This is a genomic window from Buttiauxella massiliensis (genome assembly GCF_902500225.1).
Classification (GTDB): domain Bacteria; phylum Pseudomonadota; class Gammaproteobacteria; order Enterobacterales; family Enterobacteriaceae; genus Buttiauxella; species Buttiauxella massiliensis.
Genome location: NZ_LR722664.1, coordinates 22,677 through 39,528, shown reverse-complemented (window position 1 = coordinate 39,528; position 16,852 = coordinate 22,677). Strand labels below are relative to the sequence as shown.

General features: G+C 47.1%; 13 protein-coding genes. 3 read left to right on the top strand and 10 right to left on the bottom strand.

Annotated features, from left to right (window positions below):
- Positions 1 to 36 precede the first annotated feature (36 nt).
- The 3 genes from GC128_RS19715 to puuE form a co-directional block, all read right to left on the bottom strand.
- Positions 37 to 1,515, bottom strand: coding sequence for an APC family permease (locus GC128_RS19715; RefSeq protein WP_151995721.1), 1,479 nt, complete (start codon positions 1,513 to 1,515; stop codon positions 37 to 39).
- A gap of 231 nt (positions 1,516 to 1,746) precedes the next feature.
- On the bottom strand, positions 1,747 to 3,195 hold the full coding sequence (locus GC128_RS19710) for an NAD-dependent succinate-semialdehyde dehydrogenase (protein ID WP_151995776.1): 1,449 nt from the start codon (positions 3,193 to 3,195) through the stop codon (positions 1,747 to 1,749).
- Between the two features lie 11 nt (positions 3,196 to 3,206).
- Positions 3,207 to 4,472, bottom strand: coding sequence for a 4-aminobutyrate transaminase (gene puuE, locus GC128_RS19705; protein ID WP_151995720.1), 1,266 nt, complete (start codon positions 4,470 to 4,472; stop codon positions 3,207 to 3,209).
- A gap of 110 nt (positions 4,473 to 4,582) precedes the next feature.
- On the opposite strand from puuE, the gene pdxR reads away from it, so the two are divergent.
- The 3 genes from pdxR to GC128_RS19690 all read left to right on the top strand — a co-directional run bounded on the left by pdxR (position 4,583) and on the right by GC128_RS19690 (position 7,953).
- Positions 4,583 to 6,055 carry a MocR-like pyridoxine biosynthesis transcription factor PdxR gene (gene pdxR / locus GC128_RS19700; RefSeq protein WP_151995719.1) on the top strand — a complete coding sequence of 491 codons (1,473 nt, stop codon included), beginning with the start codon at positions 4,583 to 4,585 and terminating at the stop codon, positions 6,053 to 6,055.
- A gap of 94 nt (positions 6,056 to 6,149) precedes the next feature.
- A complete protein-coding gene (gene zinT / locus GC128_RS19695) occupies positions 6,150 to 6,797 on the top strand; it encodes a metal-binding protein ZinT (protein WP_151995718.1) in 648 nt (215 codons plus the stop codon).
- Between the two features lie 232 nt (positions 6,798 to 7,029).
- Entirely contained in the window at positions 7,030 to 7,953 is a 924-nt protein-coding gene (locus GC128_RS19690; RefSeq protein ID WP_151995717.1) for a dihydrodipicolinate synthase family protein, read from the top strand.
- Between the two features lie 53 nt (positions 7,954 to 8,006).
- Here the strand turns inward: GC128_RS19690 and GC128_RS19685 are convergent, their stop codons facing one another.
- From GC128_RS19685 to GC128_RS19655, 7 genes are all read right to left on the bottom strand, one after another.
- Positions 8,007 to 9,350: an APC family permease gene (locus tag GC128_RS19685; RefSeq protein ID WP_151995716.1), complete on the bottom strand. Its 1,344-nt coding sequence runs from the start codon at positions 9,348 to 9,350 to the stop codon at positions 8,007 to 8,009.
- Positions 9,347 to 10,252 (bottom strand): acetamidase/formamidase family protein, encoded by a 906-nt coding sequence (locus tag GC128_RS19680; protein ID WP_226812194.1) that lies wholly within the window; start codon positions 10,250 to 10,252, stop codon positions 9,347 to 9,349. The genes GC128_RS19685 and GC128_RS19680 overlap by 4 nt, the downstream gene beginning before the upstream one ends.
- A 648-nt stretch (positions 10,253 to 10,900) precedes the next feature.
- Positions 10,901 to 12,151: a low affinity tryptophan permease TnaB gene (gene tnaB / locus GC128_RS19675; RefSeq protein ID WP_151995715.1), complete on the bottom strand. Its 1,251-nt coding sequence runs from the start codon at positions 12,149 to 12,151 to the stop codon at positions 10,901 to 10,903.
- Positions 12,152 to 12,251: 100 nt separating this feature from the next.
- Positions 12,252 to 13,667 carry a tryptophanase gene (gene tnaA, locus GC128_RS19670; RefSeq protein WP_151995714.1) on the bottom strand — a complete coding sequence of 472 codons (1,416 nt, stop codon included), beginning with the start codon at positions 13,665 to 13,667 and terminating at the stop codon, positions 12,252 to 12,254.
- A 272-nt stretch (positions 13,668 to 13,939) separates the two neighbouring features.
- Entirely contained in the window at positions 13,940 to 14,017 is a 78-nt protein-coding gene (locus tag GC128_RS23320) for a tryptophanase leader peptide (RefSeq protein ID WP_134183203.1), read from the bottom strand.
- A gap of 172 nt (positions 14,018 to 14,189) precedes the next feature.
- A complete protein-coding gene (locus tag GC128_RS19660) occupies positions 14,190 to 14,903 on the bottom strand; it encodes an exonuclease domain-containing protein (protein WP_151995713.1) in 714 nt (237 codons plus the stop codon).
- 2 nt (positions 14,904 to 14,905) lie between these two features.
- Entirely contained in the window at positions 14,906 to 16,771 is a 1,866-nt protein-coding gene (locus GC128_RS19655; protein ID WP_226812192.1) for a putative nucleotidyltransferase substrate binding domain-containing protein, read from the bottom strand.
- Positions 16,772 to 16,852: the final 81 nt, after the last annotated feature.

The following is a 16,852-nucleotide window of genomic DNA, read 5'->3' as shown; positions in this document are numbered from 1 at the left end:
CGTTTAGCGCTAATCCTCCCTTTAAATACACATGTATTAGTTCTGTTCAACACTCAGCTTTCGCGCATACTCAATCGCATCATTTTCTGGTGCGTTCGAACGGCCAAACGGCTTAGTGATGAACATGTAAAGCAGTCCTGAGATAATTACAATCGCAAGCCCTACCAATACCGTCCAACGGTCAATAAAGCTTTCACCTGCGGCCGGTTGCGCCAGTAACCAAATACCGCACAGGCCATAGGCTAACGCCAGAACGTTTACGATTAATCCCCATGAACCCACAGTCCACTCACCTGCTGGTTTCCAGCCTTTCAGCCGTTGACGCAGTGCAGCCAGTACGACCATCTGGAATGAAATATAGATTCCAATAACCGCAAAGGCCGTGATACGAGCCAGACTATCCGGCTGGAAGTAGACCCAGACGCAGATAATCACCGGCAATAAACAACTCACAATCATGGCGTTATCCGGCACGCTATGTTTAGAGATCTTAGACATCCACTCGCTACCCGGCAGCATCTTATCGCGAGAGAAGGAGAATATCAGACGGCTCAATGCAGCCTGCAGTGACAGAATACAAGAGAGCATGGCGATAATAGCGACCACAATAAAGATGGTTGCACCTGTTTCACCCAGCGCCTGGTTCAGAATTGTTGGAATTGGGTCGGCAATTTTACCGTTCACAATGTTAATCAAGTCCGGAGACGACAGCAGATAACCCAGAATCGAAATCACCGCGGAAATTGCGCCAAAGACAATACTCAGAATCATGGCGATTGGAATCTTCTTACCTGGGTTTTTAACCTCTTCAGCTACGTTACCGCATGCTTCAAAGCCAAAGAACATAAACAAACCCATCAGCGATGCGGACATAAACGCAGTGGTGTAATTACCATCGGATGCCAGAACACCCATCGAGTCAAATACCACAGAGAATGGCTGGGAACGGTGGAATATTAACAGATAGATACCTAACGCAATGACGCTGACTATTTCACACCAGAAACCTATTTTTGCGACACGGGCTAAATTTTTCGTTCCGGACATATTCACGCCCATCATTATCAGCAGCAGCACGACAGATGTGAGCATCATGTTGCCTGCACTGGTTGCGTAGTGAAATAACGACGCAACAAAGGTGGAGGTGTATTCCGCGATTGAGGTAATGGTGACGACTAAAGCCCACAGGTAAATCCAGGCTGCAATCCACGCATATTTTTTCCCCCATAACCTTCTTGCCCATGGGTACAAACCACCAGTAATTGGGTATTGGGATGCAACTTCACCGAATACCAGCGCCACCAGCAACTGGCCACAGGCAACGATAAGAATCCACCAGATCGCCGGTGGCCCGGCAAGCGTTACCGCCAGCGCAAACAGCGAGTACACCGCTGTCAGTGGTGATAGGTAGGTAAATCCCAGCGCGAAATTAGACATCAGCCCTATCGAGCGGTTGAATTGCTCGCCTTTAACTGGCTGATGTTGCAGATTTTCTTTGTCTGTCGTCTGTTCCATATCTTTTCTCTTTATGTGGCATAAGGGCAGGCAGTGTTCATATTTTATAAAACATAATATGTTATATGTATACGCCTAATGTCACATAATTGTTAAGATCGTGAGCGTGATTGCAACATTCGCAGATGGGCAGTGTTTTGGGGCAATCTGGGGTGAAAAGATCAGCGGAAAAGTCGGATGTCGCTTGCGCTAATCCGACCTATGGTGCTGCGGCGCGAAGTATTGAAGGGTTTAGAGTTTCACGCAGACATATTTCATTTCTAAGTACTCATCAATGCCAAAGCGGGACCCCTCACGGCCGAGACCTGATTGTTTAATCCCACCAAATGGCGCCACTTCATTGGAAATCAACCCGGTATTCACTCCCACCATGCCATATTCCAGTGCTTCCGGAATTTGCCATTGGCGTTTCGCATCACGGGTAAAGATATAAGCAGCCAGGCCAAACTCCGTGTCATTGGCGTAATTCACTGCTTCATCATCAGTTTCAAATTTAAATAGTGGCGCAACCGGGCCGAATGTCTCTTCTCTGGCAAAACGCATCTCTTGCGTGACATTGGCCACGACCGTTGGCGAGAAGAAATTCCCACCTGATGTATGTTTTTGCCCGCCCGTTAACAAGGTGGCCCCTTTATCCAGAGCATCGCTAAGATGAAGCTCAACCTTCTCAATCGCTTTAGCGTTGATCAGTGGCCCCTGAGTGACCCCGTCATCCATGCCGTTACCGACTTTCAGAGCCTCAACCGCTTTGACCAACTCAACGCTCAGCGCCTGATAAATTCCGCTCTGAACGTAGATGCGGTTAGCGCAAACACAGGTCTGGCCGCTATTGCGGAACTTGGACGCCATGATGCCCTTAACGGCAAGATCGATATCAGCATCATCGAAAATGATAACCGGCGCGTTCCCACCCAGTTCCAGCGACAATTTCTTAATCGTTGGTGCACATTGCGCCATCAATAAGCGCCCTGTCTCGGTTGAACCCGTGAAGCTAAGTTTACGAACCGTAGCGTTGCGACAAAGTTCGCCACCAATCTCTTTTGCATCACCCGTGATGACCTGCAGCAGCCCTGCCGGAAGCCCCGCTGTTTCTGCCAGTTTTGCCAGTGCCAGTGCGGTTAGCGGTGTTTGCTCGGCCGGTTTGACGATAATGGCACAACCCGCCGCGAGTGCCGGTGCTACTTTGCGGGTAATCATCGCCGCCGGGAAGTTCCATGGCGTAATGGCTGCACAAACGCCAATCGGCTGTTTGGAGACGATAAAACGCTGATCGGCACTGGTAGGTTGCAACAAGACGCCATCCACTCTTTTCGCTTCTTCAGCAAACCAGGTAATAAACGAAGCAGCATAGTTAATTTCACCCCGCGCTTCAGCAAGCGGTTTGCCACCTTCAAGGGTAATCAATCGGGCTAGATCTTCGCTATTTTCGTGAATCAGGCTTACCCAGCAGTGCAGGATTTTAGCCCGACTTGCCGCAGTCTGTTTTTTCCACTCTTTTTGCACGACTTCAGCCGCAGTAATTGCCTGCACAGTCTCGGCCTGCCCCATAAAAGGAACCTCTGCGATTTTCTCGCCTGTCGCAGCATTCAAAACTGGAGCTGTTTTACCAGACAGTGCATTACTCCACTCACCATCAACCGGACAGGTAGTTAGCAGCAAGTCTGCATTGTTTAATTCAATCATCTGTAGTCTCACAATTGCGTCGCGTTCTTAATAATATTTAATGCCTGGTCAAACTGAGCATCCGGAATAGTCAGCGGATAGAGGAAACGAATTACGTTGCCATTTTGGCCGCAGGTCAGGAGCAGTAGCCCCTGCTCTAATGCTCGTTTTTGAATCTGCTGGGCAATAGCGGCAGATGGCTCACCTGTTGATGGCTCATAAAACTCAGCGGCGATCATCGAACCCAACCCGCGAATTTCAGCTAATGCTGGGCAATTCTCTTTAATATCAAGCAGCGTTTTTGTCAGCCGCTCACCTAATGTATCAGCACGTTGGCACAGTTTTTCTTCCGCAATCACATCCAGCACCGCATGAGCTGAAGCAACCGCCAGCGGGTTACCTGCGTAAGTTCCCCCCAGGCCGCCAGGTGCTGGTGCGTCCATGATTTCCGCTCTACCCACCACACCTGATAGTGGCATCCCACCTGCCAGGCTTTTCGCCATGGTCATGAGATCGGCTTGATGCGCGTAATGGTCCATGGCAAACATTTTACCGGTACGGGCAAATCCGCTTTGCACTTCATCGGCAATCATCACGATGCCGTGGGTATTACAAATCTGGCGAATCGCAGCCACAAATTCAGGCGGTGCTACATTAAAACCACCTTCGCCCTGTACTGGCTCAAAGATAATCGCGGCAACCTGGGTGGCTTCGATATCGGACTTGAACAGTCGCTCAATGGCTTTCACCGCATCATCAGTCGAAGTACCGTTCAACTGCGACGGATACGGCACGTGATAAATGGAGCCAGGGAATGGCCCGAAGCCGATTTTATAGGGAGCCACTTTGCCGGTTAACGCCATAGTCATATAGGTACGACCGTGGAACCCACCGCTAAAGGCAATCACGCCAGGGCGGCCAGTATGGGCACGGGCGATCTTCACGGCGTTCTCAACAGCTTCAGCGCCAGTGGTGAAAAATGTCGTTTTCTTAGGCCCAAAAATCGGAGCCACTTTGTTAATTTTTTCCGCCAGTGACACATAACTTTCGTAAGGGACTATCTGATAAGCGGTATGTGTAAATGAATGGAGTTGCTGCTCAATGGCCTGTACCAGGCGTGGGTGACGATGGCCGGTGTTCAATACGGCGATGCCCGCTGCAAAATCGATATATTGCTTCCCTTCTACATCCGTGATGGTGCTATTTTCTGCCGTCTGGGCAAAGAAATTACACATCACACCTACCCCGCGCGGAGTAGCAGCCAGACGACGTTGATGGAGTTCGTTATTGCTCATTTTTTTATCCCTCGCACACAAAACAGATTTACAGGTTGAATTACGAGATCCATTTAGACAGTATCTGGTACCTGAATCGAGTGCCAAATCGTTTTATTATTAGGATCCAAATGCGTTCACTTGCCGTAGATGTGATTAAGCAGGCATTTAGCCAGACACCTGCCGAGAAACTTCATAAGAAACTTTATGTTGCGATATGTAATTGCATTCTCGAGGGGAGTTTACGCCCGGCCACACGGATGCCTCCTTCCCGCGATTTGGCCAGCGAATTGGTGCTGTCGCGTAATACGGTTTTGCGGGTCTACGAGCAGTTGCAGGCTGAAGGCTATATCTCGACGCGCACCAGCAGCGGCACGTTTGTCACCGAAAGTGTGCTTGATAACCTCAACACACAAGTTGCTAAAACACTCCAGACCTCCCAGCCTGAAGACCGCTCGAGCCTGTCGCTACGCGGCCTTGAACTGCTTGAGAACGCCAGTGCCAGCCCTGCACAATGGGGGGATTTTATTCCCGGCGTGCCTGATGTAAACAGCTTCCCGCATCGGACTTTTAAGAAGATTTATGATCGTATTTCCCGGCGCTTAAACCCCGAATATCTCACTTATGATGCGGTTGGTGGGCTGGAGGATTTAAAGGCTGCGCTATCAGATTATCTGCGTACCGCGCGCGGTGTGAAATGCTCAACCGATCAAATATTGATAACCGAAGGTATTCATCAGGCGCTGGATTTAGTCACTCGTACGTTGTGCAACCCTGGTGACCATGCCTGGATTGAAGAACCCGGATATTGGGGAATTAAAAATATCTTACGCATGAACGCCGTGAATATTTCAGCACTTGAAGTCGATGACCAGGGGCTGGTTCCGCAAGCATCGCCTGCTGAAAAGCCGAAATTGATTTTCGTCACCCCTTCGCATCAATATCCGCTGGGTTCAGTAATGAGTTTACCGCGCCGTCAGTTATTACTTTCTCAGGCTCGGGAGTTCCACAGCTGGATTGTAGAAGATGATTATGACAGCGAATTTCGTTTCTCAGGCCAGCCCATTCCTTCACTTCAGGGTCTTGAAGAAGATAGCCCAGTTATTTACATCGGCACCTTCAGTAAAACACTGTATCCCGCGCTACGACTGGGTTACGTGGTGCTTCCTAAACCCTTAGCCGCCCCGTTGAAAAAGGTGCATAACGAGCTATACCGTAGTGGCCATCAGGTCATTCAGGCCGCCCTTGCTGAATTTATCAAAGAAGGATATTACGCCGCGCACATTCGCAAAATGCGCCAGTTATATAGCAAACGCCGTAACCAACTGGTTGAGCTAATAAAGCAGCAGTTGGGTGAAGAGTATCTGGGCTATTTCAACAGCAATGCCGGGCTGCATCTGATTATTCAACTTCCACCTGACGCAGATGATATGCAGATTGCAAAACAGGCGAATGCAGAAGGCATTTTAGTCAGGCCGTTGTCGCGCTATTACTTTAATCAACAGAAATCCAAAGGGTTATTAGTTGGATTTGCCAGTATCAACGATAGCGATATGCTCCCGTCATTTGTACGTCTGGCAAATATCATTAAGCAAAAGTACTGACCTGCCACTCCGGTTTTATGTGCAAAGATATTGAATCTCGATATTGTTATGTTATAACATTAATTCATTATCTGAAACACCAACGGAGAGACTGATGACCGCACGGATTACCACCATGGTTCTTGGCATGGGCATGTTACTGAGTAGCGCGAACGCACTTGCACACAGCCATACACATGGCGCCCCCCTATCTGAAGCAGAGCGCAAAGCCAGCGAAGGCGTATTTGAAAATAAACAGGTGAAGGATCGCGCATTAAGCGATTGGGATGGGGTATGGCAGTCAGTCAATCCTTATCTGTTAAACGGCGACTTAGATGTGGTGATGGAGAAAAAAGCGCGCAACAATAGCAGCAAAACTGCGGCGCAATATAAAGAGTATTACAAGAAAGGCTATGCCACTGATATTGATATGATTGGCATCGAGAATAACGTCATCGAATTCCATCGCGGTGACACGGTAAATACCTGCCAGTACACGTACGCCGGTCATAAAATCCTGACTTACACTTCAGGGAAAAAAGGCGTGCGCTATCTGTTTGAATGCAAAGACAGTCAATCAAAAGCACCTAAATACGTGCAGTTTAGCGACCATATTATCTCCCCACGTAAATCCGAACATTTCCATATATTCGTGGGTAATGATTCACAGCAATCCTTACTCAATGAGATGGATAACTGGCCGACGTTTTACCAATACAATTTGTCCAAAGAACAAGTTGTCCATGAGATGCTTGAGCACTGATTGTTTATCAATTTCACACCACCACGTATATTGATTTACCTGCGGCCATCATCCCCAGATGGTCGCAAACCCTTTCCCCGAACGATTAATGTACGTAATTAAAACAACAGTTCAGTAATGCGACATAATCGGCTTTCACAATCTCACCTTCCGCTACAATTAATACCATTCACAGATTCAAGCAATGAGCTTTTCACGGACAATAAACTCAAAAAACCTGCAGGAGTAGCTAATGAAGCAACCTCGTTTTAGTGGTGTTATCCCCCCGGTTCCTACATTGTTTGATGCGCATGGTGAATTCGATGGTGTCGCACAGGCAATGTTAATTGAACACCTGGTCTCATCGCCTGTTAATGGCTTGTTCTTTCTCGGCAGCGCCGGAGAATTTGCCCATATGTCTGAAGCACAGCGGGCACAGGTTGCAGAGTTTTGTATAAAGAAGGTTGCAGGTAGAAAGCCCGTTTTGATAGGGATTGCCCACTGTGGCACGCAACAGACCATTGATGCCGGGCTTCATGCCCAAAAACTGGGTGCTAGTGGCGTGGTAGTGGTCAACCCGTGGTACAACCCGTTAAGTAATGCAAATCTGCTGAGTCATTACAAAGCCATCGCCAGCGCACTTGAGTTGCCGATTCTTCTGTATAACTTCCCCGCCCTGACAGGTCAGGCTATCCCGGTGCCAGTTATTCGTGAGCTGGCGCTAAGCTGCCCAAATATTGTCGGGTTGAAAGATACCGTTGATACCTTGTCCCATATTCGTGAAACCATCCACGCGGTGAAACCTGACAGACCCGATTTTGCGATCTTCGCCGGTTATGATGAATACCTGCTGGGAACATTGATCCTCGGTGGTGATGGCTGCATCCCCGCCAGCGCGAACTTCGCCCCGCAACTGACCTGTGGGATCCTTGATGCATGGCGCAAACAAGATCTTTCACGGGCCATTGAATTACAACAATCGCTGTCCTGGATACCGCCGCTTTATAGTATGGACTTGCCGTTTTACAACGCGGTGAAATATGCCCTGCGCCTGGTAGGCCTGAATATCCCGGTTTATTCATTGCCACCGGCCACGCCGTTAACGGAAGAGATGAAGGTTGAGATAGAAAATATTCTTAATCGTGCGGGAGTCATTAACACTCAGGAAAAGCGCTGAAGTCGCGCTAATAACTGCGGTCACCAGTGGGCTGACCGCAGTTACACAATATATCAGGTAAGAGCCACCGGCTTCGGTAAACGCTTATAGAATCGAGTTTTCACCATTCCAATCACGATACCAATCACAAGCCAGGTAAAGCCTATCTTCATGGTGGCTGAGTCGAAATTCACCCAGACATACATCAAAATGGCAGTCCCTATCAGCGGGAATAACAGGTTGGAGAGAATTTCACGCACACTATTGCGGCGTTTCTCTTTGATAAAGAACATCCAGATTACGCTGATATTTAAAATGATAAACGAACTCATCGCGCCGAAGTTAATCAACTTCGCCAGGAAGTCTATCGACAGCGATAACCCGAGAACCAAAGACAGCGCACCAATCGCAATGGTACTGATCCATGGCGTACGGTAGGTTGGATGGATTTTGGCAAACATAGAAGGCAGGAAGTGGTCACGCGCCATGCCAAAGACAATACGTGAAGCCGCAGCCTGTGCCGCTAATGTGTTGGCAATGCCCACCGCAAGGATGTTAACGACCAGCAGGAAAATCTTCAGCGGTGCGCCACCTGCAAGGAATGCTGCATCAAAGAAGGCACTATCCGCATCCATCTTCATAAAGTCAGGCTGGATAAGCGTTGCGATATAACACTGCAGAATGAACAACCCACCGACGATAAATAGCGCGGCAATAATCGCTTTACCAATATCTTTAGTCGGATTTTTAGCCTCTTCAGCAAGCGTACTAATTCCGTCAAAACCAAGGAAAGAGAGCGCTGCAATTGTGACGGCCGTACCAATGAATTGCGGGTTAATGACATTCGGTTGATAGAACGGTGTCAGGGTAAACTCGCCCACACCACCGCCATGCGCAATATAGTTGATGCCGACTACCAGGAACACAATTAGCGCCAGAGCAGAAATACTGAAAATGAAAATATCGGCCTTCGCCGTATTTTCAATACCGCGAATATTCACCCAGCAGTTTGTCAGCATAAAGAATGCAATCCACACCCAGCCAGGAATAAACGGCAGCAAGTCAGTACACCAGGTCGCAGTCATTGCGTATAGCAATGCCGGTGCAAAGAGGTAATCCATCATAATCAGCCAGCCTGCAAGGAAACCGATGTGCGGGTTAGTGGCTTTATTGACGTAGGCATAGACAGAACCCGCAATCGGGTAGCGGCGGGACATTTTGCGATAGCTCAACGCGGTAAAAATCATACACGCGACGCCCACTACATACACCAGCGGTGCCATGCCGTGACTTTCTTTACTGACAAAACCAAAAATGGACATTGGCGCAATGATGACCATAAAGACAAGGCCGTAGATAACCAAATCTTTATAACTCAGAGTGACTTTCAATGTTGGTTCAGCGGATGCGTTCTTCATGCTTCACTCCGGGAAATTAACGGCTTATCGATTCTTTTTGGTGTGCCAATACGCACAATCAAATCAACCAGACACGGTTTGCATGCCTGGCAAATTTCAGTGTCACTTTGCAAACTCATGTACAGATAAGCGTCGGTCAGATCCCAGCCGTACGCCTTGCAGATAAGCGACTGCATTTGCTCAGCGGCAAGTTTCAGCGCATCGGGATAGTGTGCAGCACTGGCGATGGTGTACCATTTTTCTGGCGTTTCCAGCACCGGCCATTGAATAGACTGCCCCCTTAGAACCGTTAGGCGTACGTCCACTTCCCCGCAGATTTCCAGCCCCGTACCGCATAACTCCCCATCACCCATCACCGCATGGAGATCGCCAAGAGCAAATAACGCACCTTCTACCTGAATCGGTAAATAGAGCACCGCACCTTTATTAATCTGTTTGCAGTCCATATTCCCGCCGTGATTTCCCGGGAATCCGCAACGGACTTCGCCATGCGCCGGGGCAACACCAATCACACCAACCATTGGGTCGATAGGAATTTGCAGGTCATTGAACAGCGCTTTACCGTCAATGATTTCAACAGGCTTAGTGCGAATTTCCTGGGTATCACTAAGCGGGCCACAGCCTGGTAAAGTGGTGACTACACCACGTGCCGCCACACGGATATCGAGAATTTCGACCACCAGAATATCGCCTGGCTGTGCGCTTTCGACGAACACCGGCCCGGTTGCAGGGTTTGCCGTATCGTAGTTAAAGGAGGTGGTTAAATCAGACTGGTCAACAATTCGTCCTGAAAAGCAGTCTTGTGTTTTGAAGGTTAACGTATCCCCGTCGACCGCCCGAGCAACGGGTTCATTCGTCGCTGCAAACTGATAAGAAAATTGAGTAATGATTGTCTTGCCCATAAAAGCCTTCATATTGTGTTGCGCGGTCTATTTCCGCTTATGTTTTGCATTTATCGCCTACCTGTTGCGGTAGAACTTGTTATTTGATGTTAATTATTAAAACAAATAAACCCGCCATTATGTCAGTAAACACAACCTTCTCGTTACACACTTCAAAATATCAGCAAGGTATGTTGTATGAATGATGAGTTAATTAACAATGGCTAATACTGTGTCGAAAGCGGTAGCTTTTAACGCCTGGGAACAATATTCGTCGATTGTTATAGCAGATATGCTTAACTGTTTCTGCCTAAAATCAACATGGCTCAGGAATAATAAAGAACATTAATTAGCGATATATAACTGAGACAAACCCATCTCAAGAATATTCTACTAGTCTGTGGCTGGATATATTGGGTGATATATCGGATTGAGGAGCAGATGCAGTGCTGATGTAATATTTATCATTTAAGTTTGTAGCAGGTAAAGAGCACTCTTGCCCCTCCTGCTGGCGGTGAACCGTGAGGTGCTAGCCGCAGGCTGTACAACTTAATCACCCCAGAGGCCCAAGTGCATGATAGGCAACAACAGGCAATGACATCAGTGTGGGTAGAGATGCCGGACGAGTCGAGTCTGGAAGACAATGATTTCTATCCGGCATAGTTTTTATTATCCAAGTTTGGGTAAGATATTTAACATATTTCCAAACCAACAAAAAATCACAACCACCCCAAAAACAATAACTACAGCGGGAATTATTCGGCCACCCCAAACTGTAAAAATCTGCTCAGGAAACTTTTTCCTTGATTTTAATGCAAGAATGGCAGGAATGATGACCGCCCAGATTGTTGCACAGAGTCCGGCACCGCCTATACCATAAATAAAACCATTAGGGAAAATCAGATATAACAGTACCGGGGGTAGAAAAGTGAGCAATGTTGTTTTAAGCCGACCGAGATGTGAGTTATTAAATTTAAATAAGTCCGCCAGAAAATCGAACAACCCTAACGTGACACCAAAAAAGGAGCTTGCTACAGCCAGGTTAGAAAAAAGAAGTAAACAAAACTCAATCATACTGCTTTGGTTTGTTCCGAGGAATGAACCTACCAAAGAGTCAACATTCCCACCCGAGGCAATAATCCCTTTGAAATTATCACGTGAGATGTTACCCATCGTACAGTACAACCAAAACAGATAGACAATCAGAGCAAGTAAAGAACCAAAGACAATACTTTTTATTAATTTATCTTTTTTCTTCCCATAACAGATGATGAGGCTAGGAATATTGCCGTGAAAACCGAAGGAGGCTAGACATACTGGTAGTGCCATAAAAACATAAGGGAAGTATGATTGCATAACCTCACCACCCTCACCTGCGCCACTTAATATCGAATAATCCACCTGAAAGAAAAGCGAACCAAAGACAATAACAAAAGCAATTATTTTTATGCCTAGAAATAGAGAGGTAATCCTGCTGGCCGCAAGCGAGCTAAACCATAAAACACAAGCAACAAAAACAGCCGTAGAAACCCCTACAACCCTCGGGTTCAGGTTTACCCCTGAATTCATTCTAATGGTTTCACTAATAATCGCGCCATTTGCCGAAATATAAGCATAAGTTAATATATACAAAACAAAGGCAACAGTGATTCCACTTACAATATTCCATTTATTACCAATTAGATCTTTTGTAATAGTGTTAAAGCTGGAGCCTACGGGATAGTTTAAGTTAGCCTCTAACAGCAACAGACCGGAATGCAGCATTGAAAACCAAGATATTATTAATATAAATGCGCCCCAAAAAAACCAAGCTCCGGCGAGATCAACCGGCAAAGCAAACATTCCTCCACCAATTACGGTCCCTGCAATAACCATAATTCCCCAAAAAGATGAATGCTTGGCACTGGAGTTATCTTCCATATGGCCTCCTATTTAATATTGTTTTTCTTTAGCTATATACCTTCGCGCAGAAAAGGAATGGCCACGGGGAACATGGCCACTCCAGGTAGATTATAATTAATTAAACTTCTTTGAGCTTAGCGGTAAAGTGGCGTAATACTTTGGGTTCGTATGTAAAAGTTAATCCCTTAATATTAACAGCATTTTCTTTTACATGACTGAAGGCTTCAATAATGAAGTCCATATGTGATTGGGTATAGGTTGCCCGCGGAATGGTTAAACGGAGCAGTTCTGCCGGACATGGTAATTGCTCGCCTGTTTTAGGATCTCTGCCCAGTAAGAATGAGCCAATTTCAACAGCACGAATTCCTGCAACCTTGTATAGCTCACAGGCAAGTGCCTGAGCCGGGAACTGTTCTGCAGGAATATGCGGCAGTAATTTACCCGCATCAACAAACGCTGCATGGCCACCTGCCTGCTGGCAGGTCACACCGATGGCTTCAAGGCCGTCTACCAAATATTGAATCTGCGCGATGCGATAAGCCAGCCAGTCTTGATTCATGCCATCATGGAGCCCTACTGCAAGCCGCTCCATTGCACCACCTTCTAAACCGCCATACGTTGGGAAGCCTTCCTGGACAACACAAAGCGTTCTGCACTCGGTATAAACATCAAAATAATTATCGTCTTTTATACAGAGTAATCCACCCATCGGAACCATGGCGTCTTTCTTCGCAGACATGGCTAACATATCGGCATATTTATATGTTTCCCGGGTAATTTCCTCTATGCTCCAGTCCTTATAACCAGCTTCCCTTTGTTGAATGAAATAGGCATTTTCAGCAAAACGTGCTGAGTCCATGACTACCGGAATGTCATATTTTTTAGCAAGTTGATACATCGCCTTCAGGTTTGCCATTGAGACAGGTTGCCCACCAGCAGAATTACAGGTGATTGTAGCAACAATATAAGGAACATTACTGGCCCCGACTTCATCAATCCCTTTTTCTAACCCTTCGAGATCAAAATCACCTTTAAAGTCATAGCGAGTAGAGGTATCAAATGCCTCTTTGATATAAACATTACGCACGGTACAACCGTTTATTTGACTGTGCCCTTGAGTGGTGTCGAAGAAATAGTTTGAGAACGCAACCATTTTGCTTCTGTCCAGGCCTTTTTCCTGCTCGCGCTTTTTGATTAATACAGGAATATAAATTTGCTCTGCACCACGCCCCTGGTGAGTAGGAATAGTGTGCTGGTAGCCAAAAATATTTTTAACCGCATCGGCTAAGGTATAATAACTTCGGCTTCCACTGTAGGCTTCATCACCACGCATCATTGCAGCTTGCATATTCTGGGTAATAGCACCCGTACCACTGTCTGTCAGTAAATCAATAAAAACATCTTCACTGTCGAGCAAAAATGGATTCATGCCTGATTTGATAATGGCATTTTCACGGTGTTCACGCGTAGTGCGTTTAACAGGCTCGATGACACGAATACGGAATGGCTCTGGCAAATGTTTGAAATTATTCATTGTGAAATCCTTAATCATATTTATATATAGCAGGACCCGCAGTCATTCATCTATTATGAATGACTGTCATAAGCTGTATGCATCCCTTAATGGTATTATGTCGAACAAGCATAGGCAGAATTACCGCCATAACCCTAAACTTTGCCAGATAAAGGCAAATAGGAAATCAGGCGTGAGTATTTCGCCAACAGGACATAATCATTTGGAGTATGCGAAACAAAAAGATGACACTGCATCTGCACTTGTTTATATCGCATTAATCAGGAAGGGTACTAGGGGCGATGGTTGACGATAATGGTGTCAATATTGAACCACTTAGAGATTGCATATGAATTAATTACGATAATCATAATAAATCAACTCTCGTTAAACATAATAATACATTATTCCAATGGATATATTTGTCTAATAGTAGTGAGCTTATCTGTGAGTTAAATCACCATAAATTAAACTTATTGAGGTTTAAATTATAACTGCACCGCAGTCTCAGCAATTAACTCAAACCTCAGCCAAGATTTTACTTCAATCGCATAGAAACGCATTCAACGGCAAATCATGGGCGTGCGAGCGCGCACGGATCTGTGCCAGTAGTACTTCTGCTGTCGCCACCGCGTCGCACAATGCATGATGCGCCGGGTAATCAGGAAGATGGTAATCACGTCGAATACTCGATAGCCGCAAGTCGTTCTGCATGCGTCTTGCCGCCTGTTGATGACGTCGCTCAAGCTCCAGCGTATCAATCCACAATAAGGGCAGCCCTTCCCGCCCGTAACGCGTAAACAGCCAGGCGTTAATAAACGCCCGTTCAACCATTCGACCATGAACCACTGCCACTCGCCCCGTCAGGCTCGCGAACAAAGCCTCCATGGCTTCATCCAGAGAAACGCCCTCACGCAGCATTTCCGGGGTGATGTGATTGATGATCGCGCTACGCGCATTCACCGGATTACCGGTGGAAATATAGTGGTGCTGCGCGCTCGCAAGCCCGATTTGCCCATTTCGGGCAACCACACTGCCAATCGACAAAATACAATCCGTAGTGGCATCAAGGCCGCTGGTTTCAAAATCAAACACCAACCAGGGAACATCAGTTACGGTCGCGTTGAAATCCGGCAATGGGGCTTCTAATAGCTGTTTTAATGCATGACTCAAGCCAGGCACACGCAGCCACTGCTCGCGCTCGGTCTGCAAACGGGTTTCTCGTGAAGGTGGAAAAATACGCGATAGAAAACTCATTATTACCCCTTCACAAACAGCATCCGGGCCAGCTCTTGTTGGCGGGCAATAATCCGGAAGGCATCTTTCAGATGCTTGCGCTCAAAGCTGCCAAACTCACGCGGGTCAATCTGGTTATCGGGGGTAATCCCTTTACGCAGCTGCGACAACTGGTGGTTAAAACGCAGTCGGGTTAAAAAATGAAAAGCATCAATGATGTCAGTACAACCACCAGGTGACATTAATCCTTTATCGCGTGCAGCATGGAAACGCGCTTCAGTGCTGGTTTCACTGCACCCTGCTGCCAGCGCGTAAATCCGTGACAAGTCGATAATAAGCGTTAGTGCAAAGCGTTTGATGTTAAGTGTCTTACTGTCGTTGCCACTTTTTTCCAGCACCAAATTGTTAAAGATACCAAGAGGTGGCGAAGTATTGGCCGAATCACGGGTAAGTGAACGTAAGAAGCCAGGATGAGCGGCTATATCGTTCAGCAAGGATTGCTGGAATGCATCATGCAGCCAGGTGTTGCCGTAAAATGCGCGCGTTTCCAGAAATACTGTGGCATTCAATAGCTGCGTATATTCCGGGTTAGTGACCCATTTGCGAATACAGGCTTGCCATACCGACAGCGGCTGGCACCAACGGCTCTCAGAAGCCATAAAATGGCCAGTGCATAATGGATAGCCACACTCATCAAGCCCCAGGCAAACAAATCGGGCAAAGCGTAAAAACCACATTTGCTCTTCAATGCCTGCACTGTCGGGCAAAATAATCGCGCTATCCTGGTCGGAATGAACATGAACTTCATTTCGGGCGTGCGAGCCTGCAACTATCCATGAGAATTCACAAGGTGGCTCGCCAAACTCGCTAAGGGCAAGTTCAATTAACCTGCGGGTGAAGGCATCCATCAGCATCGACATCACCATTTCAACCGCGCCACTGCGCAAATTCCCCTCCACTAACGCTTCGAATATTGCCTGTCGTTCAACTTTAAGAACGGCTAGTTCAGCGACAGATTGGCAGTGGTTAATACGCTCGATCAGGAAAATGGCCTGCACGCGATGATGCTGCACCAGATGCGAAGCCGTCAGTAGGCCAACTGGTTTTTGGCAATCAACTACCGGCAAGCTACTGACACCGTGGCGCATCATCAGCGCCACCGCATGCATCACCAGATCACCCGATGAAACAGTTATCGGTGCAGCAGTCATTACTTCCCTAACCGGGCGCGAGATATCAAAACCTTCCGCCACTACGCGTCGCGTCATATCCCGGTCACTGATAATGCCAATAATTTTGTCATCATCCATTATTACTGCCGTTGAGCAGCGATCGACCCAGCGCATTTGCCTGGCCGTTTCTTGTATGGACGTTGTTGATTCAACAACGGAAATCGTGCTGCTCGCCAGATCCGCAACCTTACGCACAAACATACCTTTGTCTTCATCGCTCCAGACAATGTCCATCGCGCCATTCAGGCGTTCATGAGCGTTAATCGAAAAGTGTGTCGCGTATTGAGGATATTTTTGCAGCATCGATTTCAGCACGCTGTGCGGGATTTGGTATAGCAGCGTATTTTCGATAGCAGTGACGTTGTAACAATCTTCAGGATTACCCGGAATCCCTTCAAGGAAGGTGAAACCAAACAAGTCTTCTGGTCCCAGACGGGCACGTAGCACCCCATCACTCCAGCGTTGCTCAAGCGAACCGGTACGTACGATGTAGAGATAGCGCTCAACAGCCGCAATATCGAAAGGCAGCGTCTCGCCAACCGCCAGATAGCTAATGCTGATGGAGCGCGCGATTTCATTTTGCGCCTCTACCGGGAGCGTGCTAAGTGGCGAAACATGTGCAATAAAATCGCAGATATTAGGCAATAACGGTTCCATCGTCATACTCCGTCCTAAAATTGAAATGATGTTTTATAATATATGCTACTGCTAACCTGTAAGGATATAACATTCAACCTG